The organism is Candidatus Kuenenia sp. (assembly GCF_027493735.1).
Classification (GTDB): Bacteria; Planctomycetota; Brocadiia; order Brocadiales; family Brocadiaceae; genus Kuenenia; species Kuenenia stuttgartiensis_A.
The window spans coordinates 131129-152357 of record NZ_JAOSKF010000019.1; the positions used below are offsets into that span (position 1 = coordinate 131129).

Genomic DNA, 21229 nt, shown 5'->3' on the forward strand with positions numbered 1-21229 from the left:
GCTTGCCGGCTAAATGGAAGCTAGAGCTTCCAACGCAATTACGTTCCCAAGCCGGAGCTTGGGAACGAGCATTTTTGTTTTTCAAAAATCTAAACTGTTACAAAAAATCAGGAATGCTCCCTTTCCTATTGAGTACTGAGTACTGAGGACAAATGTTTTATTCCTGTTATATAACAAGGTACACGTGAATATCTTTTTGAAAAGCCAAACTAATACAAATTGTTACAGACTAACAATAAATAATTATGTCGAAGGTTAAATTTACAAAAAATGAACTCAAAGCCCAGCGTGACGCCTTACGTCGTTATAAACGTTATCTCCCTACACTGGAGCTGAAGAAAATGCAGCTTCAGATTGAAGTCAGGAAGATAGATCATCTTATAGCGGAACAGAAAAAAGAGGAGAAACGTATATGGGATGATGACCTTGACGCATGGATATGTTTGTTTGCAGAAGATATTGATATCGGCTTTTATATCAGAGTTAAGGAAGTGAAATGCAGCATTGGCAATATTGCCGGGGTTAGTATTCCGGTATTTGACAAAGTGGAATACGAGCGCAACCCTGTAGATTTTTATGCCACTCCCCCATGGGTTGACGATGGGATTGATGTGCTGGAGCGTTTGATAAAACTTCGTATAGAGATGAATATTTATGAACGGCAAAAGGAACTACTGTCGGATGAGCTTCGCGTGACCTCGCAGCGTGTGAATCTGTTTGAAAAGGTGAAAATCCCTGAATGTATAGAAAATATAAGAAAAATCAGAATTTATCTTGCGGACGAACAAACAGCGGCCGTGGTTAGGGCAAAAATGGCGAAACGCAAATTTCAGAATGTAAGGACGGGTGCATGATAACACCAATGAAGAAGATTACACTCTTATGCCTGAAGGATGACCAGGAAATGGTGCTGAATGCATTATATGAATTGGGTGTATTGCACGTCACTCATATGAAACAGCCTGTTTGTCGTGAACTGAAAAAGGAAAAGGAATATTACGGGAGGCTGCAGAGGGCGATCGGCATGATACCTTTGAATACAGAGGATAGACCGTCCGGCGATGCGGCACAAAGTACGCTTGAAAAAGTTGAGAAACTTGTTCAACGCCGTAAAGAACAGGAAGAGGTATGTGAAAAATTGAACTACGAAAAACAACGGGTGCAGCCCTATGGGAATTTTGACCCTGCGCTTGTTGCTTCACTGACAAAAGAGGGAATAAACATTCGTCTTTTTCGTTCCCCCTCTCACCAGCCTGTTATAGCGCCAGAGGATACATTCTTATTCATTGTTAATAAAGATAAGAATTTTGTTTATTTTGTAATTGCCGGAGATGGTGATTTCCGGTGCGATTATGAAGAATTTCATGTCACCGGGAAATCTCTGGCAGAAGTAGAGGCGGCTCTTATTAACGCCGAAGAAGAGTTGAAATCAATTACCAGGGAATTTGAGCGATTGGGAGGCGAATGGCATGTAATGAACGAAGCTCTTCTGATGACGAAAGAAAAGATACACCTTTTGGAAGTAAAGGCAGGCATGGGAAGCGCGGAAGATATTGTCTATCTTCAGGGGTTTTGTCCCGCAGACAAGGTGGCGGAAATCCTGAAAGCTCCTGCGCTGCAAGGCTGTGGTTCCGTTATTGCCGATCCGTCAGCGGAGGATGACGTGCCTACCCTTATACGGAATCCAAAGTGGGTGGAGCCTGTCAGGACAATATTCGACATGATTAATATACTGCCAGGTTATAGGGAAAAGGATATAAGCGGCGTCTTTCTGATCTTTATCAGTGTATTTTCCGCGCTATTGATAGGCGACGCCGGATACGGCGCCCTTTTTCTGGTTATAACCATTGTAGCAAGAAGGATTTTTTCTAAAGCGCCGCCTGCCCCGTTTTTCCTGTTGGGTATTCTCAGCGTATGCACGATAGTATGGGGGATTCTGACGGGAAATTATTTTGGCGCAAGCAATATTCCCGCCTCATTAAAAATGTTGCATATAGAGTGGCTTAATAATGAAAAGAATATAATGCACCTCTGTTTTATGATTGGAGCTATCCACCTGACAGTTGCGCATGCATGGAATGCAATGAGAATAATGAATAGTCCGAGGGCTATTGCACAGATTGGATGGATAGGTATGACATGGTTGATGTATATCACTGCACGCACAATGATCCTTGATACAGCGTTTCCCGCGTGGGGTTACTATTTGCTGTTTGCCTCATTAGGTTGCGTGGTTCTCTTTACCACTTCTCCAAAAAAAATAAAAAAAGACTGGCCTGACCTTATGATGTTTCCTCTTAATGTAATCAGTAACTTCGTTGATGTTATCTCTTACATCCGTCTTTTTGCCGTTGGCAGCGCTTCGCTCGCCGTAGCAATGAGTTTTAACGAAATGGCATTGGGAAAGGGAATCAGCAGCGTTTTTGCAGGATTCATCGCGGCATTGATTCTTTTCCTGGGACACGGGCTTAATGTTGCACTTATGGCGCTGGGCATCCTGGTGCATGGCGTGCGGTTGAATACGTTAGAATTTTCCGGCCATGTGGGAGTGCAATGGAAAGGTATTCCCTATACCCCGTTTTCAAGAAAACAAAGAAGATAAAATCATGGAGCTTTTATAAACAGACAAGAAAGGAGTGCTTATGGCAATGGATTCGAATACAGTTATTTCTATTGGTAGATTGGGTGCGATGGTGGCGCTTGTTATGGCGGCGATAGGGTCATGCCTTGGGACGGGAGCGGCAGGGGCAGCAGCTATCGGTGGATGGAAAAAGTGCTATGCCCAGAATAAGTCTGCTCCGTTTATGCTGGTTGCATTTGTGGGGGCGCCATTATCCCAGACTATTTACGGCATGATTTTGATGGGAAATATAATGAAGGCCGCTGTCACAGGTGCGGCATTTCCAGTCTTGCTGGGGGCTGGGTTTCTGGGAGGTTTTGCAATGGGGCTTTCTGCATGGATGCAGGGGCGTGCAGGTGCAGGGGCATCCGACGCACTGGCGGAGACAGGGCAGGGATTCGGTAACTATCTTATGGCCCTCGGGGTCATTGAGACAGTTGCCTTGTTTGTTCTGGTTTTTATAGGTAAAACGCTTGTTTAAGTAGTCAGAAGAGAAACTATGGAAGAATCACAGTAAATCCAAAGATACTTGGTGGAAAGCCAATCATTAAAGGAACAAGGATTACGGTAGAGTTTATCCTTGATCTATATAACTGCGCAATATTAAACAGACATTATGGACTGCAGAACTGCGCCACTAAAGGGATGATCAACTCTGGATTATTTTGCATGGTATCGAAAGTGTGAGTTAGTGCGGCGCAGAGGTCGGTTTCTGTTTCATGATACCGATTATGAGTTGCTTGTTTGCGTGTATATTTCCAGAGCTTTTCCTGCGCGTTAAAGTCTGGCGAATAAGGTGGCAAATTAAACACTTCCGTGTATTTCCGGTTTTTAGAGAACCATTCGTACGTGGTGGGATGCTTGTGGTATGACGCATTATCCTGGATAAAGTAAATGCGGTGGCCTCGCCTGAAAAAAAACTTTGTCATATCCTCCAGGAACTCAACGTAGGTTTCATGATTGAATTGGGCTTCCCTGCGGCGGAATAAAGATTGTCCGGTAAGCACAGCAACCGCCCCGAATATTTTCTGGGTATTGCGTTGCCCACCGGACAAAACTTCTGGCTGAACATGTCGTGGCGCCCACGTGGCATGGAGTGTGGGACTTTGGCGGAACGACGCTTCGTCTTCAAAAACAATCAGCGCTTTTTCTTCAGCGGCTTTTTTTTAATGTGGGGTAAGTGTACCGGGTCCACTTGTTACGAGCGACAGGATCGGCCTTTACTAATCGATAGGTTGGGCGCTGGAAAGAAATTCCAATCTGCTTCAAGAGCTTCCGCACATGTCCCGGATGATATTCGAGGCCAAACTCATTTTCGATTGTCTTTGCAATGATTACGGATGTCCACACCCCAGTATCATAGCCATAAGCGATGGGGCCGCTCTCAATAATATCAAGGAGTCTTTCTTTTTCATCCAGACTTAGTCCGGCTGGTCGCCCGCAGCGGTGTCCCTGTAATAAGCCGTCAATTCCGTATTGATTCCACGCGCGAATCCATGCTGGAACATTGGTGCGGTTTACTTTTAAAATCTCCGCAACGTCTCCGGGTGGGCGGCCTTCCAGGTTAAGAATAACCGCATGCAATCGCGTTGCCATTCGATACGCAGAATCTTCCTGAGCTGATTTTTTCAACGCGACTAACTTCTTAATCGTTTGCCGATTCCCCTTTGCTTTCAAGGCTTGCATAAGGCCTCCGTTTTGTAATGTATTATTATTTATACGCACAAGAGGCCATAATGTAACCCTTTTTTATTTCGTTGTCAATATTCATTTCCATGCAAGCACCGTGAAATATGGCTTACGAAGAAATGATGTCTGTTTAATTATGCGCAGTTATATATTAGCATCCGATGTGTCCGAAGAAGAAATATTGAAGGATTATCCCCATTTAACCGTTGAGGATATTCACGCCTGCTTATGCTATGCAGCCCGGTCTTGTAAAAATGAAATTTACCTGGAGTTGGAAACTAACCAATGAAATTCTGTGAAATAAGGATTCTCACAGATGAAAATATTTCCCCAAAGGTACTTCCTTTTTTAAGAGAGCGAGGCATTGACGTAATCGATACAAAAGAGCAGAGCTGGCATGGCAAGTATGTTACGATAAGGGGTGCATTCCCGATTTTTTGTAAAAAGCTTATTAATTTATGGTAACATTTCAGTCTTTTGAAAAACGTATTACCTATAAGCTCCGTAGGAGCAGCCTGTTTGTAGCAAAATAGGATATTATAACAGATCGTAGAGACAGGTTTGAAACCTGTCTCTACAATTAGGAGCGACCTGTCTCTTGTAAATCCATATTAAACAGGTTTGCCTGAATACGGACAGGCCGCTCCTATGGAGCTATTTATCCTATTGAATTTTATTGCGCTACAAACAGACCGCCCCTAACGGGGCTACATGGTATTTTTTCTATCCCATGAATTTTTCAAAAATCTAAACTGTTACAAAGTGTTACAAATTCTGTTGTTATTCCAAAAGTTGTATGACTGCGTTTTTATCGGATACGGGTTTTTTACAGGAATAATTCTCGCACATATAGACGGTTGACCGGCCTTCTATGGGAATTAGTTCTTTTGTATAAGGTGCTATTTCCTCAATAAATATGCCGTTTGAGGGGTGAAGAAGCAATACTTTGTTTGGTAAAAAACGGCTTCTTATTTCCCTGAGAATATCTTTTGTATCATTCCCTTCACGTTCTCCCGCAACGATAATTTCTTTTGTGGGACCTAATGCAAAGTCAAGGGCGCACATGAATTGTGTATATCCGGAAGGATACTGGAGGATGGTGCCGGAAAATGTCTTTATAAGATTATCCGCTAACGCTTCATAAGAAGGGTTTCCGGTAATCCTTCCTAATCGCAATAGATTGAGCAATGCGATAGAATTTCCCGAGGGAGTAGCGCCATCATAAATATCTTTAGTTTGTGTGAAGAGTTTTTCGTTTGACTTGCCGCTTAAGAAAAACCCGCCTTCATTTTCATCTAAAAAGTTTTTGATCATTTCTTCATTAATCTGTAAAGCTGCCTGAAGATATTTTTCCTGAAAAGTCGCTTCATAAAGGTCGATTAACCCGTTCACGAAAAATGCGTAATCGTCAAGAAACCCCGCTATTGCGGATTCTCCCTGGCAATAACGCCGGAGTAATATCTTGTTTTCCTGCAATAGCGTATTCAGTATAAAGTCGGCGGCGCACATTGCGACGTTTGTGTATTTTGGTTCATCCATAGCCTGTGCGCCCCTGGATAAGGCGGAAATCATAAGACCATTCCATGAGGTGATAATCTTCGTGTCTTTATGGGGCTTAATACGTTTTTCCCGTATTGAAAGTAGTTTTTTGCGGCTATTGGCAAGCCGTTTTTCAAGGGCATCCGGCGACATATTTTCCAGTTTAGCTGCAATATGCAGTGGTTTGTCTGCGTGCAATATATTTTTATCTTCAAAATTGCCAATGTCCGACACGTCATAAAAATCACAAAAGATGTTTCCATCCTTTTCCCCGAGGGCTTCTTTGATTTCTTCCGGTTTCCATACGTAAAATTTCCCCTCAATGCCCTCGCTGTCGGCATCTTCTGCGGAATAAAAACCGCCTTCGGGCGACGTCATGTCGCGTAATACATAATCAAAAATATCCTTTGCTATTGCTGAATAAAGATCTTTTTTGGTCGCCTGATAGGTTTCGATATACGAAATGGCAAGTAATGCCTGGTCATACAGCATTTTTTCGAAATGAGGCGTTAACCAGTATTCATCGGTGGAATACCTGTGAAACCCGCCGCCTAAATGGTCATGGATGCCGCCTCTTGCCATTAATTCAAGAGACTTCTCAACCATTTCCAGGGCGAATGCGTTGTTGCTGCGTTTCCACCACCTGAGGAGAAATGTGAAATTATGTGGTGTGGGGAATTTTGGTGATGTTCCGAAACCGCCGTACAGAGAATCAAAACGGTCACTCAATTGTTCATAGGCTGTTTTTAGTGTCCGGACGTCGGGTTTTTCTTCGCCTTTTGAAGCTGTTTCGGTATCTATGAGCTTTGTTACCTGCAAGCTGGAAGCAATGATGCTTTCCTTGTTTGTATTCCATAAATTGGCAATTTGCGTCAGTAGAGCGATTAAACCCGGATTGCCTAAACGTTCGGTTTTTGGGAAATATGTGCCCGCGTAAAAAGGTTTCCCCTCAGAGGTAAGAAAGAGCGTGAGAGGCCAGCCGCCGCTACCGGTCATCGCCTGGCAAACGGTCATATAAACGTTATCAATATCGGGGCGTTCTTCTCTATCCACCTTTATTGCAACGTAATATTCGTTTAATATTTTGGCTACCTCTTCGTCCTCAAAAGATTCGGTCTCCATTACGTGACACCAGTGGCAGGTAGAATATCCAATAGAAAGAAAAATTACTTTACTTTCCGCTTTCGCCTTTTCAAAGGCTTCTTTGCCCCATGGATACCAATCCACAGGATTGTAAGCATGTTGTTGCAGGTAAGGGCTTTTCTCATGTATAAGATGGTTTGGTTTATTTGTTTTCATTTTCAGTAATTGGTAGTTGTCGAATATGAATACGGTAGTCAGTATCAGCTGAAACGAGTATTCGATTTTCTTTAGTAGCTCGCCGAAGGATAGTAACGTCATCGGCAAATGATAATCCATATTCACGTACAATGGATAGTATCATACCCTGCATTGCGGAGTCCATCGGCAAGTAAAGGCGAAAGGGCATTTTCGATCAGAAAATTCATTTTGTTAGTACCAAAGGAATTTCGCGCTCTCTCACGGGTGCATTCCCGATTTTTTGTATATCTTCACACATTTTGTTTTTTTACAAAGAATTGTAATACTTTAGTCCTATGAAAAAAACCGCTCGTTCCCAAGCTCCGGCTTGGGAACGGGATTGTTTGAGAAGCTCCAGCTTCGAATGGAAAAGGGAATGAACCCATGATGTCAGCTTGGAGGCTTTTCAGTATGTTACCCAAGATATTTAGAAACATCTTTTGAATCGAATAATACACGAAGCTTCGCTTGCCGGCTAAATGGAAGCTAGAGCTTCCAACGCAATTACGTTCCCAAGCCGGAGCTTGGGAACGAGCATTTTTGTTTTCCAAAAATCTAAACTGTTACAAAAAATCAGGAATGCTCCCCTCTCTCACTGCTTCAGAGGCATACCGCAATGATTCCTTAATATCCTCATGTTCCAGGTCTGGAAAAAGCCTTTAATATTTCTTCTTCAGACATACCATCAGCAACCATACCAACAATTGTTGCAACAGGTATACGAAGCCCCCGAATACAAGGAATGCCGCCCATCTGGTTTGGATTAATAGTAATGCGGGTAAATTTCATTTATTAACCTCCCATAATGATTGTAGTAAAAAATCTCGTCTGATCTTCATTGTAAACATAAACTGCATAAATATACATTGTTTTCTCATTTTTGTTATTTGAAAAAATTACTTATTAAAATGGCAACAATATTGTTATACTTTTTCTCCACAACTCCTTTTGGTGTAAAGATCGTCATAATTATTATTTAGAGATAAGGTTACGGTAATAATGGATAGTGAATATCTTGTCGTTTTTGCGATTGAAAAACAGCGATTTGCGGTAAGGCATACAGCGTTGGAGCGGATCATTCGTGCTGTTGCAATTACCCCGTTGCCTGCTGTCCCTGAGATTATTTCAGAGGTGATTAATGTGCAGGGAAAGATACTGCCGATAATAAATATAAGAAAGAGATTGCGCTTAAAAGAAAAGGAACCACAGTTCACAGATTAAAAAAATAGTAGGAACACAGAGCACTGTGCCCCTACAATTGACCAATGACTAAAACAATGAACGATCGAGAGACAATTCTTAAAGAAAGGGCGAAAATACTCGCGCGGGAGCCGGAAATCCGGCAGAGGGAAATACACTATGTATCCATAGTTGAATTTCTTATTGATCAGGACAGATATGGCATCCCGGCAGACTGTGTTTGTGAAGTGTATTTACTGAAAGGAATTACAACAATCCCTGGAGTGCCTGAATATGTAGTGGGAATTATTAATGTCCGAGGACAGATATTTTCTGTTATTGACATAAAGGCATTATTTAACATTCCAAAGGGAAAGGGTATCTCCCATTTAAACGAAGTAATAATTATTCATAATGAAACCATGGAGTTTGGCATTGTTGTCGATTCAATTGCGGGAATAAGACTAAAAAAAAAGGTATAATCAATTCATGGAAAAAATCAAGTCAAAGTGAGATAATTATTTAACCCTAACCTCCATTCCTTCTCACAAGATAACACCGGCGCCACTGACGATGACGGAATTTGTCCGAAAATACATAAAGGAATTACGAATAACCATTTAATTCTATTGGATGCGGAACAATTGTTGACAGACAATTCAATAGTTATAAATGACGAAAGTATAGCAACCATGAGGTAATGATTATTATGACAAATGAATATATTCCGGTAGCTTTAAACACAATACAGCCTAATACCTGTGCCGGATGCAATCTTTACATAAAAACTCACACAGACGAAGGTATCCGTTACGTACTGTATTGCAACAGTGAGAGCGCCCTTTATGAGCATAATATAAAAGAACTTCAGTATAATCAGATAAACTATCTTTTTATAAAACAATGTGAAGAGACGTTATATTTGAGGCATAGGGAGTCCCATTTAAAACTGATAATTCATGACCCTTCTCTTGACACGAAAACTAAATCGGAAATGGTTTATAATGTGGCAAAATCCATTATGTTTGACATATTTAACGACCCGCGTGCCGGAGATAATGTTGAAAGGTCAAAAAACTGGGTATCAGGCACAGTAGAATATGTGCTGAACAACAAAGACGCCACTTCAACCATGTTAAACATGGTATCGTATGATTATTATACCTATACTCATTGCGTTGACGTCTCTGTACTTGGTCTTTTATTTGCAAAATATTTAAGGCTTAATGAGAAAGAAATGAATGATTTTGGCACAGGATTGTTGCTTCATGATATAGGAAAGACACGGATTAACCTTGATATACTGAACAAAAATGGAAAACTGAGCGAGGTTGAGTACATTGAGATAAAGAAACATGTGGAATTTGGACATGAAATATTAAAGGGTTTGGGTGGTCTTCGGGAAGAATCGTTCTTTCCTATTTTGCAGCATCATGAAAAGCTTAATGGACAGGGTTATCCAATGGGTTTGAGGGGTGGCGAGATCCATGATTATGGAAAAATTGCAATGATAATAGATGTTTACGATGCGTTAACAACCAAAAGGCCGTATTCGGATGCGAGAAAACCATTCCCTGCGTTACAAATGATGAAAGAGCATATGAAGGGCCATTTTGACGAGGTATATTTTAGAAGCTTTGTCGCTTTTCTCGGGAGCAGGGGTGGGTAGTGCAATATGCCCCTTGGTGGACAAGCTGGAACCAAACAAGCACTAAATAAAAAATACGAAATTCGAAGTACGAAATACGAAACAAATCCGAATGACAAAGCATAAAACATACAACAATATGAAGCGCGAAATACGAAAGAGGAACCAGTAGAGTAGAAACAGACGACGAGAACTTAGGCAGAAGTTTGTTTTCTCTGTTTGCTGGCTGGTTTCCCGCCAGTGCCACCATATCTCCGCCATATACTTATCATCGTTCGACCGAGCTCACGACGAAGTCTGCCCCCTCTTCAAACCGTGCATGCGATTTTCCCGCACACGGCTTTCCGACAGTCTTCTTCTTATGCTTTCACAGGTTGTCTGGCAGGAACATATTTTGTCGGGTCTATTAGTCCATATCTATTTACTAATTCCTTAAACGCTCCCCGATTATAGAGCTTGCTCCTGCGCTGACTTTTCCTCTTATAATATCTCGGCAATCTCCTGTATCTGCATTCATGAAGGGTGAAATTGACATGGGTACTCTTGCACTTTGGACAAAAGCATGGCTTCTGTTTTGTCGCAATAAGCTTTTCATGTTCCAATGGGGAAGTTGGGGTGTATGATTGCAGCCCTTTGCTTAATTTCGGGGTATTTACTGAGTTGAAAAACAAAATTTATTTTAAACAGGTAAGGGCGGCGAATGAAGTTGTAGTATGGCCGCATGAGCAGGACATATGCCCAGACACTTTATACTTAGATTCTATAAAAATTAAAAAAATGCCAAACAAATCACTACAACGGACTGGCACAAAAAGCCGTACCAGTCGCTGAACTTTTATGTTGGTAGTGGAAAGTTTTTCTAACATCCCACACATTAATTTTTTCTGAATCTTCAACAGAACTGGCAAATGATTTTTTTATTTAATCAGGGGTGATTTTGACTTATATTAGGGCAAATAGAGTGATTACTAAATTTATTATGGAAGGATTATCATATGAACCGGTTTGTTACAGATACCAGAATTATCAAAGGGCATTTGGAGTTAAGCAATATCCCTTTTAGTGGTGATTTGGATGTAAAAGTGATAGTTATTCCAAAGGTCAAGTTAGAAAGGATGTCTTTTGAGAAAGTTCAACAGCTTACAAAATCTATAAAAGGAAATCTTTCTGATGACGTAATTGGAGAGAGAAAAGTCAGATGAATCTGTTTATTGATGCCAGCGCTCTTGTGAAGCTATATCATAAAGAAGATGGGAGTGAACAATTAACCGATTTCCTTAAGCAAAATGAAGATGACCTGGTGATTACAATTTCTGAACTGTCGAGAATAGAATTCCATTCTGCATTTCTGAAGCGAGTAAGAATGAAGGAAATTGATTTATCAACAGTTCAGCAAGCTTTTAAAGAGTTTGAAAATGATCTTACAATGATAAACGTTCTGGAAACAACATCAGAGGTAAAGAAGTTTGCGATTTCCTTACTGGATAACATTGCTCCGGCCAAAAATTTCCGAACCTTAGATGCGCTCCAATTAGCAACTGCCCTTACTGGTAACCAATTTTATCGTGTCTCTTATTTTATAGCCGCTGATCAAAGACTATTAAAAGTAGCGGCGGAATATTTTAACACCTTCAATCCGGTTGAGTTTAAGGAAGCAGATAATACGGAAAGTCAGTTTACAGAACCGGCAAAGAAGTTTTGGGATTCTATTCCGGAAAATATAAGGGAGGAATTGCTTGAGAATGTATGGTGCAGTAATTGTTCAGAGGTTACCACCGTCATAAATTTTAAAGGAACCATTGAAAGTGGTGATTTAATCCTTCGCGGCGAGTGTCGAAAGTGTAGTTATAAAGTTGCCAGATTAATAGAAGCGAATGAAAGTAAATGAGTTTGTTATAATAAAGTTCGTAGGTCAGGGTCAGGCATCACTGCTAACAGGCTGTTGGAATCGATGAAACCCGTTTTGGCAACAGATGAGAGTTCGGATCTTCCTCAGAAATTTTGTAGTTTTGTTTACAATGTGCCCGCTGTGGGTTTCACGGCTCAACAGCAGCGTTATAACGTGAATATATATTAATCCCAAGACCTTATAATTCATAATTACGTTATTTATAAAATAACACATTTCCTATAAATTAAAATGGTATGCCGTACAATCCAAAAAATGTGTACAAGGTATTTAAAAAGAGCTTGGAATGTGCCGGAATAGATGATTTCAGATTTCATGACCTGAGACATTGTTTTGCGTCATGGAACAGGCAGGCAGGAGTTGGTATATACACCATTGCTGAACTAATGGGATACAAGAACACAACGATGACGATGCGTTATGCTCATATTACTCCGGTACATCTTACAAAGGCTATTGGGTTGTTGGAAAAAAGCTATCATGAATCCAGCACGAATTTAGCACTCTCTCTCAGGGATGTTGTTCATCAGTGAGCATAGCTTATTATGTTGATGAGGGTTGTAAGCGTACATTAAAACTATGGTTCCAAATTTGTAACCAGAACCCCACGTTTTATACTTTCAATCCAGCCTTCTATTGGCAAAACAACAGGCAAATAAATTCCAAATTCCAAACGGAAATTTTGTGATTTGCGCATTGTAATTTTACCGCAGTACATGTCCCCATTATCCGCATAAACTCATGGGTTCAGGCTTCGTTGTGAGCTCAGCCGAACCGGTTGCAAACCCGAACCCACCGGGGTAGTTATTTTGCCATTAATTAACAGATACCATTCAAGTCATAAGTCATTGTGAATATTGGCTGGGGAACAGGGATTCGAACCCCGACAAAGTGATCCAGAGTCACTTGTGCTACCGTTACACTATTCCCCAGTGCGTTGGATGGGTATTTTGAGGAAATGAAAAGACAGTGGCAGGAATACACTGTCTTTAGCTAAAACGTCTTAATCACTCATACGGCAAATTACAAGTAGAGATATTACATAATCTTTAATGATGTGTCAAGCGCATTGATTCATAAAATGAAAACAGCCTTGTTGGATTTACGATTTTAAATCGTACCTCGTAAATCGTACTTCGTAACAGCCCAATTTCCGACAGGCAGTGCCTACCCTACATGTGAAATAAAAATGTCGCTGTAGTGTTATCAGGGTTTTTTCCCCACATGGATAGTCACAATCCCCAATGTCCTGGCATAGATTTTCACGTCAACAAGGCCGCATGCTTCCATCTGTACCTTTAGTCCGTATCTGTCCGGAAAATTCAGCACAGACGATGGTAAATAAGCATAGGCGTTGCACGTGCTTTTTGAGATGATTTTACCAATAAAAGGGAGTATCTTTTTGAAATAAAGATAATACATTTCCCGGAAAAAGGTGTTTGTTGGTTGTGAAAATTCAAGGATGACTACCCGCCCGCCCGGAGCGGTTATCCTTGCCATTTCACTGATTCCCGCTTTTAAATCGGAAACGTTTCTTATCCCGAATGCCACGGAGGATACCTGGAAGTAGTTGTCATGGAAAGGAAGGTGGAGGGTGTCCGCACATAAGATATTTATTTTATCTGATACATGTTTCTTTTTTAATTTTCTGTTTGCTATCTCAAGCATTTCTCGGCAAAAATCGCTTCCTGTCACCTTGCCGCGGTCATTCAGTTTTAAAGAATATTCGATTGCAAGGTCGCCGGTTCCGGTGCATACATCCAAAATTTGTGCGTCCGGCGTAACGTTGCTGACTCTAACGGCAAACTTCCGCCAACTCTTGTCGAAATTAAAACTTAATATCGTATTCAAAAGATCATAAACACCGGCGATGGAGCCAAACATACGCTGGATGTGTTCGCTTTTTTTGGTAAGTAATTCAGATTGAGAGACCATAGATTATGATAATTTAAAGGAACCACAGATTTCACAGACTTCGTCGTGAGCTCAGTCGAACGATTACACAGATTAAAAACAGGTTGGCACGGATAAACTTGTTTGTCCGTGTCCGGCTTGTAACTAAATGCTAACGAAATATAGCAAAATATAAGTCAAAATAAAACATTTAAATTATTTGGAAAGTTATTGAAATATGGGTACAATCCCTATTATTTTTCATAGAACTAAAGTGCTACAGTTTTTTTGTAATATGAATCCGAGTTTTTACATACGAAATATTCCCGTATATGGCGAGTTGATATTGGCGCCTATGGCCGGTTTTTCTGATATGCCGTACAGGCTTATATGCCGCAGGTTCGGCATGTCTATGAGCTATACGGAAGTCGTTTCCGTGTCTGGCATAGTGTGGAATAATAAAAAGACGTTTAAATTGCTTGATTTTAAAGAGGAAGAACGGCCTGTTACCTTCCAGGTGGTTGGCAATGATGAATGCCAGATTACAGAGGCCTGTAAGAAAATAGAGCAATTGGGGCCTGATATTATTGATATCAATATGGGATGTTCGGTATCGGATATTGCCGGAAAGGGTGCTGGGGCTGGGATGCTTAAACATCCATCAAAGATCTCAAAAATGTTTAATAATCTTACCGGGTCTTTATCAGTACCTGTGACTGGAAAAATTCGTCTTGGGTGGGATCACAAAACACGAAATTATATTGAAGTGGCCAGAATACTGGAAGAAAACGGAGCGTCTCTCATTGCGGTACATGGCCGTACAAGGTCTCAGTATTTTTCAGGCGCCGCCGATTGGGATGCGATTGCTGAAGTAAAACAGTCGGTAAAAATTCCAGTAATTGCGAATGGAGACGTGCGGTCTGTTGCAGACATAGCAGAAATAAAAAAACGTACGGCATGTGACGGGGTAATGATTGGAAGGGCGGCAATCGGGCATCCATGGATTTTCCGATATAAAGACAGAGAAAATATTTCGGGTAGCGAGAAAATTGAAATGATCCGGTATCACTTGGATTGTATGAAAGAATATTACGGCCATGCTATTGGGGTAGTACTTTTTCGAAAACATGCGGTGAAGTATATTGTGGGTCTGCCAAAAGCTACAGAATTACGCCCTTATATAGTAAGGAGTAAAAGCGCGGAAGATATCATTTCGTACATTGCCGCGCATCTGAACAGGTATTCGAAGTATGAAGCCGCGTGATTTAACGTTTAGTACCTTATCAGTAATTTCATTGCGCTTTTTGGCAAAATATTTAATAGTAAAATCAGAAATGCTAAATACGAATCCACCCCCTGCACCTCCGCCAGCGGGGGACATTCTCCCCATTTGGAGCTGGTAAGGGGGAGGACTCCAGAATTTATTTCGTATTTCGTACTTCGAATTTCGTATTTTTTATCTCGCGCTTGTTCGGTTCTGGCTATGCCAACAAGGTTTTTAAAGAAGGTTATTGATAATGAAAACAGGTGTTATACTCATTTCTCATGGTAGTAAAATAAGTAGTGGCAATGAAGGCTTGTTGAAAATAGCGGATATGCTTCGTGCAATGAATCGTTGGGACATGGTTGAACCGGCATTTTTGCAACTGGCAAAACCTGGATTGGATGAGGTGGTTGAAAAAACAGTGGCAAACGGAATGGGGCGGATTGTAGTAGTTCCGCTGCTTCTTTTTAAGGGGAATCATGTATTTAAAGACATTCCCGAAATGCTGGAAAAGGAGAGAGCGAAATATCCGAAGATGGAATTTATCTATACCAATAATATCGGAGCGGATGAACGAATTGCATTAATTGCGGCAGACCGTATTCATGAAAAACTGGTAGAGAGACAATTCGGTGAAAAAGGCCGGTTGGAACAGCCGCAATTAATTATCGATGAAAGTTTTGAGATCATCGATAAACTCGTTAATCTCGCGAATATACCTGAATTACAGAGACCTGTAATACAACGCGCAATTCATGCTACAGGCGATACGGAATATGCGTACAATTTACTATTTTCTTCCAATGCGGTTGAAGCTGGAGTAAAAGCCATAAAGGATGGGAAAAACATCATTACCGATGTAAATATGGTGAAAGCGGGGATCAGTAAAAAACCTGTTGAAAATTTTGGAGGAAAACTGGTCTGTAAGATTGACGATAACTTGGTTGCTGATGAGGCAAAACGATCGGGAAAAACCCGTGCGATGATTGCCATGCAGTTTTCACTTGATGAAATGCAGGGGGGTGTTGTGGTAATCGGCAACGCGCCAACCGCCTTGTTTGAACTTATTGATTTAATAAAAAAGGACAAGGCGAAACCGGCGCTGGTAATTGGTATCCCTGTAGGATTTGTAGGCGCGGTTGAAGCAAAGGCGGCATTAAAACAGATATCCATACCTTATATTACCAATGATAACCGTAAAGGCGGGAGCGCAGTGGCGGTGGCTATCATTAACGCTGTCATTGAATTGGCGAAGAAGGCACGGTAAATCATATAGCCAAAAGTATCCATTTCCCGAAAAATTTAATATAGCATATTAACATTGATTCGGATTTCACCATTAGATATTTTACCAAAAAGCACGCACTGACGAATGGAAGTGTGCGAAGAAATTGCTGATAAGGTACTAATTATTCGTTTTCCGGGGTAGGATATGAAATCTGGTTATACTACGGGAAGTTGTGCTACGGCGGCTGCTAAGGCAGCGGCTATAGGGCTGTGGAAGGGAAATATCCCTGATGAGATTGAGATTGACACGCCGGCGGGTACAAAACTCAAACTTAAAATTTATCATAAACAAGTATCTTCAATATCAGCGGAATGTGCTGTTCAAAAGGACGCGGGAGACGACCCTGACGTAACGAATGGCTGTTTTGTACATGCACGGGTAGAGCGAAGTTGTGCCCTAACAATAGAAATTGACGGCGGAGTTGGTGTTGGCCGTGTAACTAAGCCGGGATTACAGTCTCCTGTAGGGCAGGCGGCAATAAATCCCGTGCCTGGACGCATGATTGAGGATGCAGTACGTGAAGTGATTGGACGCCATAGTGGGGCAAAGGTAATTATTTCTGTTCCTGATGGTGAAAGACTCGCGGAAAAGACCTTTAATCCTAAACTAGGCATTGTAGGGGGTATTTCTATTCTCGGGACTACAGGCATTGTGCGTCCCATGTCAGACGAAGCACTAAAAACATCCCTTTTGTGTGGGCTTGATATTGCAAAAGGGTTAGGGTATAAAGAAGTTGTGTTAGTTCCGGGGAATCTGGGTGAACGTGCAGTGTCGGGTTATTTCTGCATTGCAAATGATCAGATTGTTCAAATGAGTAATCATGTTGGTTTTATGCTGAATGCGGTAAAAGACAGAGGCTTTGAACGTGTAATGCTTGCCGGACACCCCGGCAAACTCGCCAAGTTGCTCAGAGATGATTTTAATACGCACAGCTCCGTTTCACGTCCGGCAAACGATATTTTAATTGACCATGTAAAATCTGTATGCCGCACGCAGCAGATGCTTGATAAACTTAAAGAAGCTGCTACCGTAGAAGGGATCCTGGAATTATTGAGTCAAAATAACGCATTATATGTAATGGATAGTGTTGCTGATAAAATTGAAGAGAAGGTGCGTGTATATTTGCATCGCAAGGTATCTGCGGGTGTAGTATTGTTTGATATGAGGGGTTCTGTGGTGGGAAGATCGGAGAGCGCGGAAAAATGGCGGAAGAACTGAGAAATAGCGTTATTATAGTCGGTTGCGGACCAGGGCTAAAATCATATATTACCCCAAAGGCGTTATATAATATTAAAAAGGCGGATATTCTTGTTGGCAGCAGGCGGTTGCTAAAACTCTTTCCCGATACCGGTGCTAAAAGAATTATTATTGAAAAAAACTATAAACTTTTGTTGAAAAAAATAGCGCATTGGAGTTTTACCAGGCAAGTGGTTGTCCTCGTAAGCGGCGACCCCTGTTTTTTTAGTTACACGAAAATGATTGTAAAAAAATTCGGACGTGGTTCCTGTATTATTATTCCAGGGTTGAGCAGTATACAATTGGCGTTTGCCGCCATTGGCGAGAGCTGGGAAGATGCGGCATTTGTGAGTGTACATGGAAGAAGTTCAGGATATAAAGAACTTATTAAAAAAGTGAAAGATTACGATAAGGTAGCAGTTTTAACGGATAAAGTGAATACGCCTGCAAGGATTGCGTGCAAGCTGATGGATGCGGGAATTCTGAAAAGGCGGATGTTTATTTGCGAGAATCTTTCCCTCTCCAATGAGACAATTCATGAAAAAACGATACAATCCGCAATGAATCTTAGCACAAATGGGGCTTCTGTAGTAATTATTAAAAAAACAGGTAGTTGAGCAAATATTCACAGATTATTATGGCAATAAAATAGATACTCGAATTAGTGGATTTTAGTTATAGTTACTTATTTGAAGGGGGGGGTAAATTATGAACACAGAATTTACCGCTGTTATAAAGCAAGAAGGCGATTGGTGGATTGGATGGGTAGGGGAAATACCAGGGATAAACTGCCAGGAACATACCCATGAAGAATTAATTGAAAGTCTTAGAGTTACCCTAAAAGAAGCTATAGAATTTAATTAAAGTAAAATAAAACCCTGACGAGCAAATATTTTTCTGGAGTAGAGATCGGCTTTGTTCTTTTGATCGGCTTACACGCGAAGAAGCGGATCGTATGAAACAGTTTTTTTATGAACTATACAACGAAAAAAATTAGATTGGATATTGGATTTTCTTAATCTTGGAGGAAAGATGTTCAATACTTTAGAAGGCATTGTGCATGAAGGAAAGATCAAGTTATTGGAGCCAACGGTTTTGTGTGAGGGAACACATGTATTAGTAACTGTACTCCAAAATGAAGAAACACAATTCTGGACAGAAGTGAGTCAAAACTCTCTCGACAAGGTGTGGAATAACCCAGAGGATGATATTTATGCCGAATTACTCCAAAAATGACGTTGTTTTAGTGCAATATCCATTTTCGGGTGTATCGGTGCAAAAAGTACGTCCTGCGGTTGTCGTCAATGCTCCCCATGTTTCACATGATTTACTGGTTGTTCCTCTAACCAGTAAGACGACTTCTCTTTTAAAAGGAGAATTTGTGCTCACCGATTGGACATTAGCAGGACTCAATGTTGTAACAGCAGTTAAACGTGGAATATATACAGTGCATCAATCCTTAATCATCAAAAGACTTGGCAAACTGAGTCATGCAGATAGTCAGAAAATAGAGGTAGCCTTAAAAGAATGGCTCGGTATGTCATGAACAAGCCCAACCCAGCGCTGGAGCGTACTGTGAACCCCGTGTTTTTCCCCACCAGTTGAGTTAGTTTCAAGTGCATCATTTTTACGAACAGCTAGGTGGGGTTCACAGCCGCGCAGCTTGGTCGTTAGCCCGAGAAAATTATAATGGCAAAAAGAAATGAATCTATATTAAAATTGCTAACTCAAGTTCCATGGTGGATAAGCGTAGTTCTTTCGGCAACTGCTTTTTTTGTGCTTAAATTCATTGTGCCGGCAATTAATTTTCAAAGCTGGGTTCTCAAGGGCGTTGCTGGTGCAGCGCCGACAATAGCATATTTTGTAGCAATCATCTTTCTCGTTCATGCTCCTATCTCATATTTTAATTCATCAAGAAAAAGGAAATTACTGGACAAACAAAAAGACATTGATTCAATTAAATCTTTGTCATGGAAGCAGTTTGAAGAGTTGATAGCAGAAGCCTATCGTCGCAAAGGTTACTCTGTAGTCGAAAACTATGACATTGGCCCTGATGGTGGAATCGATTTAGTTTTGAAAAAAGATGGCAATATGTTTTTAGTCCAGTGTAAACAGTGGAGAAGTTACAAAGTAGATGTTCGTGTTGTTCGGGAAATGTATGGTGTAATGACCGCTAAACATGCTGCAGGTGTTATTATAGTTACCTCTGGCTTATTTACTCAAGAAGCTAAAAACTTTGCAGTAGATAAGCCTATTTATTTAGTAGAAGGAAGTCAGGTTGTTAATTTGATAAGGAGTGTTCAGACAAAGCTAACTTATTCCCCTGATGAAATCAATAAACCACGGACAACTGCAAATCTCTGTCCAGTCTGCGGAGGCGAACTTGTAATGCGGGTAGCTCAGCATGGGAAAAACGCAGGAAATAAATTTTGGGGTTGTTCTAATTTTCCAAAGTGTAAATTCTCTAAAGCATATACGGGCTAACAAATCACTCGTGCGTACAGGTTATCACCTGCCCCACAGTTAAGGCGTTAACTATGTTATGGCATTTATAAAAAAATGAAGACAGGTAATTTTTATGGCATCGGGCTTGGCCCTGGAGATCCGGAACTGTTGACAATCAAGGCAGTAAATACCATACGCAATGCGGATTGTATTTTTGTGCCTAAATCCGATACAAAAGAGGAAAGTCTGGCGTTACAGATAGTAGAGGATTATGTAGGGCTGAAAAAAATTGTGACACAGATTTATCCCATGACAAAAGAGAAAAATATTCTTGATGCGGCATGGAAAAAATCGGCGGAAGAAGTGCGTGATGAAGTTTTGAAAGGACATGATGTAGTATATTTAACGCTTGGGGATCCGATGACATTCAGCACTTACATTTATCTGTTGCGTCATCTTGGTGCACTCCTGCCAAATGAGGTTATTCACACAATTCCCGGTATTACCTCTTATAACGCTGCGGCTTGTTTCGGAAACTTTCCCCTGCTGACCGGCGATGAGAAGCTGGCCGTAATACCTGTGCCGGAGGATGTTGCCTCGTTAAGGCCTGTTTTGGAATTGTTCGACACCGTAGTTTTGATGAAGGTTGCAAAGAAACTGGATGAAGTTTTATTCTTGCTGGATGATATGGGACTTACCGGAAATGGCCTTTTTGCCTCGTATATCGGACAAAAAAATGCCTTTGTAACCTGCGATCTCTTGTCACTAAAAGGAAGCGGCAGAGGGTACTTGTCGGTTATGATAGTAAGGAAAAACAGCAATACCTCTATCGGTTGATAGATAGAAAAGGGCAACTATTGAGCGTAATCTATTAAACTCCCGAAGCACAACTCGTTTGCGGGTTTAGGTTTGTAACCGTTCGGCTGAGCTCACGACGAAGCCTGAACTCATGAGTTTATACGGATAATGAGTCCATGTCCTGCTGTTAAATTCCAATGCCCAAATCACAAAATCCCTGCTCTGAATTTATTTGTCATTTGTCGGGAGCATTCCCGATTTTTTGTAAAAATGTCATTAGCAGGGGGGAGGGGAATAATAGTAACTCAAGCTTCCAGCTTGAGGGTAAAACACCACAAGCAGTATGCTTGTGGTACAATGTACAATTAGTTAACCAAAAATCGGGAATGCTCCTGTTCAAA

25 protein-coding genes and 1 tRNA gene are annotated in these 21229 nt (G+C 41.1%); 20 read left to right on the top strand and 6 right to left on the bottom strand.

Annotated features, from left to right (window positions below):
• Positions 1-245: 245 nt before the first annotated feature.
• From M5U24_RS12010 to M5U24_RS12020, 3 genes are read left to right on the top strand one after another with little or no spacing between them, the layout of a single operon-like run.
• Positions 246-854 (top strand): V-type ATP synthase subunit D, encoded by a 609-nt coding sequence (locus tag M5U24_RS12010; RefSeq protein ID WP_099326504.1) that lies wholly within the window; start codon positions 246-248, stop codon positions 852-854.
• Positions 851-2602, top strand: a complete 1752-nt coding sequence (locus M5U24_RS12015; protein ID WP_099326505.1) for a hypothetical protein — start codon at positions 851-853, stop codon at positions 2600-2602. Before M5U24_RS12010 ends, M5U24_RS12015 begins: the two co-directional genes overlap by 4 nt.
• A gap of 46 nt (positions 2603-2648) precedes the next feature.
• Entirely contained in the window at positions 2649-3101 is a 453-nt protein-coding gene (locus M5U24_RS12020) for a hypothetical protein (RefSeq protein WP_197705245.1), read from the top strand.
• A gap of 133 nt (positions 3102-3234) precedes the next feature.
• Here M5U24_RS12020 and M5U24_RS12025 read toward each other — a convergent pair whose 3' ends face one another.
• Both M5U24_RS12025 and M5U24_RS12030 read right to left on the bottom strand, forming a co-directional pair.
• Positions 3235-3762: an IS630 family transposase gene (locus M5U24_RS12025; protein WP_099326506.1), complete on the bottom strand. Its 528-nt coding sequence runs from the start codon at positions 3760-3762 to the stop codon at positions 3235-3237.
• A 10-nt stretch (positions 3763-3772) separates the two neighbouring features.
• Complete coding sequence (locus M5U24_RS12030; protein WP_099326507.1) at positions 3773-4306, bottom strand: winged helix-turn-helix domain-containing protein; 534 nt, start codon at positions 4304-4306, stop codon at positions 3773-3775.
• A gap of 139 nt (positions 4307-4445) precedes the next feature.
• Here M5U24_RS12030 and M5U24_RS12035 point away from each other — a divergent pair, with 139 nt between their 5' ends.
• The gene (locus M5U24_RS12035; RefSeq protein ID WP_099326508.1) at positions 4446-4598 is read left to right on the top strand and encodes a DUF433 domain-containing protein; all 153 of its coding nucleotides are present in this window, start codon (positions 4446-4448) and stop codon (positions 4596-4598) included.
• A complete protein-coding gene (locus M5U24_RS12040; protein ID WP_099326509.1) occupies positions 4595-4774 on the top strand; it encodes a hypothetical protein in 180 nt (59 codons plus the stop codon). Before M5U24_RS12035 ends, M5U24_RS12040 begins: the two co-directional genes overlap by 4 nt.
• Before the next feature lie 315 nt (positions 4775-5089).
• On the opposite strand, the gene M5U24_RS12045 is transcribed toward M5U24_RS12040, so the two are convergent.
• Positions 5090-7147, bottom strand: coding sequence for a thioredoxin domain-containing protein (locus tag M5U24_RS12045; RefSeq protein ID WP_172953496.1), 2058 nt, complete (start codon positions 7145-7147; stop codon positions 5090-5092).
• Between the two features lie 654 nt (positions 7148-7801).
• Positions 7802-7957, bottom strand: coding sequence for a DUF433 domain-containing protein (locus M5U24_RS12050; protein WP_230405774.1), 156 nt, complete (start codon positions 7955-7957; stop codon positions 7802-7804).
• 210 nt (positions 7958-8167) lie between these two features.
• Here M5U24_RS12050 and M5U24_RS12055 point away from each other — a divergent pair, with 210 nt between their 5' ends.
• The 6 genes from M5U24_RS12055 (at position 8168) to M5U24_RS12080 (ending at position 12437) form a co-directional block, all read left to right on the top strand.
• A complete protein-coding gene (locus M5U24_RS12055; RefSeq protein WP_099326511.1) occupies positions 8168-8389 on the top strand; it encodes a chemotaxis protein CheW in 222 nt (73 codons plus the stop codon).
• 56 nt (positions 8390-8445) lie between these two features.
• Positions 8446-8829, top strand: coding sequence for a chemotaxis protein CheW (locus M5U24_RS12060; RefSeq protein ID WP_298202571.1), 384 nt, complete (start codon positions 8446-8448; stop codon positions 8827-8829).
• Positions 8830-9056: 227 nt separating this feature from the next.
• On the top strand, positions 9057-10016 hold the full coding sequence (locus tag M5U24_RS12065) for an HD domain-containing phosphohydrolase (RefSeq protein ID WP_157820709.1): 960 nt from the start codon (positions 9057-9059) through the stop codon (positions 10014-10016).
• Positions 10017-10990: 974 nt separating this feature from the next.
• Complete coding sequence (locus M5U24_RS12070) at positions 10991-11197, top strand: hypothetical protein (RefSeq protein ID WP_099326514.1); 207 nt, start codon at positions 10991-10993, stop codon at positions 11195-11197.
• Complete coding sequence (locus M5U24_RS12075) at positions 11194-11883, top strand: type II toxin-antitoxin system VapC family toxin (protein WP_099326515.1); 690 nt, start codon at positions 11194-11196, stop codon at positions 11881-11883. The genes M5U24_RS12070 and M5U24_RS12075 overlap by 4 nt, the downstream gene beginning before the upstream one ends.
• A 257-nt stretch (positions 11884-12140) precedes the next feature.
• Positions 12141-12437 (top strand): site-specific integrase, encoded by a 297-nt coding sequence (locus tag M5U24_RS12080; RefSeq protein ID WP_099326516.1) that lies wholly within the window; start codon positions 12141-12143, stop codon positions 12435-12437.
• A gap of 325 nt (positions 12438-12762) precedes the next feature.
• Here M5U24_RS12080 and M5U24_RS12085 read toward each other — a convergent pair.
• Together M5U24_RS12085 and ubiE are read right to left on the bottom strand one after the other, a co-directional pair.
• Positions 12763-12836: transfer RNA gene (locus M5U24_RS12085), tRNA-Gln, on the bottom strand.
• Between the two features lie 274 nt (positions 12837-13110).
• The gene (gene ubiE / locus M5U24_RS12090; protein WP_099326517.1) at positions 13111-13839 is read right to left on the bottom strand and encodes a bifunctional demethylmenaquinone methyltransferase/2-methoxy-6-polyprenyl-1,4-benzoquinol methylase UbiE; all 729 of its coding nucleotides are present in this window, start codon (positions 13837-13839) and stop codon (positions 13111-13113) included.
• Between the two features lie 253 nt (positions 13840-14092).
• Here ubiE and dusB point away from each other — a divergent pair, with 253 nt between their 5' ends.
• From dusB to cobI, 9 genes are all read left to right on the top strand, one after another.
• Complete coding sequence (dusB, locus tag M5U24_RS12095; protein WP_157820710.1) at positions 14093-15061, top strand: tRNA dihydrouridine synthase DusB; 969 nt, start codon at positions 14093-14095, stop codon at positions 15059-15061.
• 253 nt (positions 15062-15314) lie between these two features.
• Positions 15315-16328: a precorrin-8X methylmutase gene (locus tag M5U24_RS12100; protein ID WP_205713403.1), complete on the top strand. Its 1014-nt coding sequence runs from the start codon at positions 15315-15317 to the stop codon at positions 16326-16328.
• A 165-nt stretch (positions 16329-16493) separates the two neighbouring features.
• On the top strand, positions 16494-17567 hold the full coding sequence (gene cbiD, locus M5U24_RS12105; RefSeq protein ID WP_099326520.1) for a cobalt-precorrin-5B (C(1))-methyltransferase CbiD: 1074 nt from the start codon (positions 16494-16496) through the stop codon (positions 17565-17567).
• Positions 17552-18202, top strand: a complete 651-nt coding sequence (gene cbiE, locus M5U24_RS12110) for a precorrin-6y C5,15-methyltransferase (decarboxylating) subunit CbiE (RefSeq protein ID WP_099326521.1) — start codon at positions 17552-17554, stop codon at positions 18200-18202. Before cbiD ends, cbiE begins: the two co-directional genes overlap by 16 nt.
• Before the next feature lie 91 nt (positions 18203-18293).
• Positions 18294-18449 (top strand): type II toxin-antitoxin system HicB family antitoxin, encoded by a 156-nt coding sequence (locus M5U24_RS12115; RefSeq protein ID WP_157820711.1) that lies wholly within the window; start codon positions 18294-18296, stop codon positions 18447-18449.
• 168 nt (positions 18450-18617) lie between these two features.
• Entirely contained in the window at positions 18618-18821 is a 204-nt protein-coding gene (locus M5U24_RS12120; RefSeq protein ID WP_099326522.1) for a hypothetical protein, read from the top strand.
• Complete coding sequence (locus M5U24_RS12125; protein WP_099326523.1) at positions 18799-19131, top strand: type II toxin-antitoxin system PemK/MazF family toxin; 333 nt, start codon at positions 18799-18801, stop codon at positions 19129-19131. Before M5U24_RS12120 ends, M5U24_RS12125 begins: the two co-directional genes overlap by 23 nt.
• 143 nt (positions 19132-19274) lie before the next feature.
• Positions 19275-20069 (top strand): restriction endonuclease, encoded by a 795-nt coding sequence (locus tag M5U24_RS12130; protein ID WP_099326524.1) that lies wholly within the window; start codon positions 19275-19277, stop codon positions 20067-20069.
• A 75-nt stretch (positions 20070-20144) separates the two neighbouring features.
• Positions 20145-20867 (top strand): precorrin-2 C(20)-methyltransferase, encoded by a 723-nt coding sequence (cobI, locus tag M5U24_RS12135; RefSeq protein WP_099326525.1) that lies wholly within the window; start codon positions 20145-20147, stop codon positions 20865-20867.
• Positions 20868-21229: the final 362 nt, after the last annotated feature.

Bases quoted from the DNA above. Each gene is read 5' to 3' on its own strand.
- M5U24_RS12060 (WP_298202571.1), top strand. From the start codon at position 8,446: ATGAACGATCGAGAGACAATTCTTAAAGAAAGGGCGAAAATACTCGCG.
- M5U24_RS12050 (WP_230405774.1), bottom strand. From the start codon at position 7,957: ATGAAATTTACCCGCATTACTATTAATCCAAACCAGATGGGCGGCATT.
- M5U24_RS12115 (WP_157820711.1), top strand. From the start codon at position 18,294: ATGAACACAGAATTTACCGCTGTTATAAAGCAAGAAGGCGATTGGTGG.
- M5U24_RS12055 (WP_099326511.1), top strand. From the start codon at position 8,168: ATGGATAGTGAATATCTTGTCGTTTTTGCGATTGAAAAACAGCGATTT.
- M5U24_RS12065 (WP_157820709.1), top strand. From the start codon at position 9,057: ATGACAAATGAATATATTCCGGTAGCTTTAAACACAATACAGCCTAAT.
- M5U24_RS12045 (WP_172953496.1), bottom strand. From the start codon at position 7,147: ATGAAAACAAATAAACCAAACCATCTTATACATGAGAAAAGCCCTTAC.
- M5U24_RS12070 (WP_099326514.1), top strand. From the start codon at position 10,991: ATGAACCGGTTTGTTACAGATACCAGAATTATCAAAGGGCATTTGGAG.
- M5U24_RS12020 (WP_197705245.1), top strand. From the start codon at position 2,649: ATGGATTCGAATACAGTTATTTCTATTGGTAGATTGGGTGCGATGGTG.
- M5U24_RS12040 (WP_099326509.1), top strand. From the start codon at position 4,595: ATGAAATTCTGTGAAATAAGGATTCTCACAGATGAAAATATTTCCCCA.
- cbiE (WP_099326521.1), top strand. From the start codon at position 17,552: ATGGCGGAAGAACTGAGAAATAGCGTTATTATAGTCGGTTGCGGACCA.
- M5U24_RS12030 (WP_099326507.1), bottom strand. From the start codon at position 4,306: ATGCAAGCCTTGAAAGCAAAGGGGAATCGGCAAACGATTAAGAAGTTA.
- M5U24_RS12080 (WP_099326516.1), top strand. From the start codon at position 12,141: ATGCCGTACAATCCAAAAAATGTGTACAAGGTATTTAAAAAGAGCTTG.
- M5U24_RS12100 (WP_205713403.1), top strand. From the start codon at position 15,315: ATGAAAACAGGTGTTATACTCATTTCTCATGGTAGTAAAATAAGTAGT.
- dusB (WP_157820710.1), top strand. From the start codon at position 14,093: ATGAATCCGAGTTTTTACATACGAAATATTCCCGTATATGGCGAGTTG.
- M5U24_RS12075 (WP_099326515.1), top strand. From the start codon at position 11,194: ATGAATCTGTTTATTGATGCCAGCGCTCTTGTGAAGCTATATCATAAA.
- M5U24_RS12010 (WP_099326504.1), top strand. From the start codon at position 246: ATGTCGAAGGTTAAATTTACAAAAAATGAACTCAAAGCCCAGCGTGAC.
- cobI (WP_099326525.1), top strand. From the start codon at position 20,145: ATGAAGACAGGTAATTTTTATGGCATCGGGCTTGGCCCTGGAGATCCG.
- M5U24_RS12130 (WP_099326524.1), top strand. From the start codon at position 19,275: ATGGCAAAAAGAAATGAATCTATATTAAAATTGCTAACTCAAGTTCCA.
- M5U24_RS12125 (WP_099326523.1), top strand. From the start codon at position 18,799: ATGCCGAATTACTCCAAAAATGACGTTGTTTTAGTGCAATATCCATTT.
- ubiE (WP_099326517.1), bottom strand. From the start codon at position 13,839: ATGGTCTCTCAATCTGAATTACTTACCAAAAAAAGCGAACACATCCAG.
- M5U24_RS12015 (WP_099326505.1), top strand. From the start codon at position 851: ATGATAACACCAATGAAGAAGATTACACTCTTATGCCTGAAGGATGAC.
- cbiD (WP_099326520.1), top strand. From the start codon at position 16,494: ATGAAATCTGGTTATACTACGGGAAGTTGTGCTACGGCGGCTGCTAAG.
- M5U24_RS12035 (WP_099326508.1), top strand. From the start codon at position 4,446: ATGCGCAGTTATATATTAGCATCCGATGTGTCCGAAGAAGAAATATTG.
- M5U24_RS12120 (WP_099326522.1), top strand. From the start codon at position 18,618: ATGTTCAATACTTTAGAAGGCATTGTGCATGAAGGAAAGATCAAGTTA.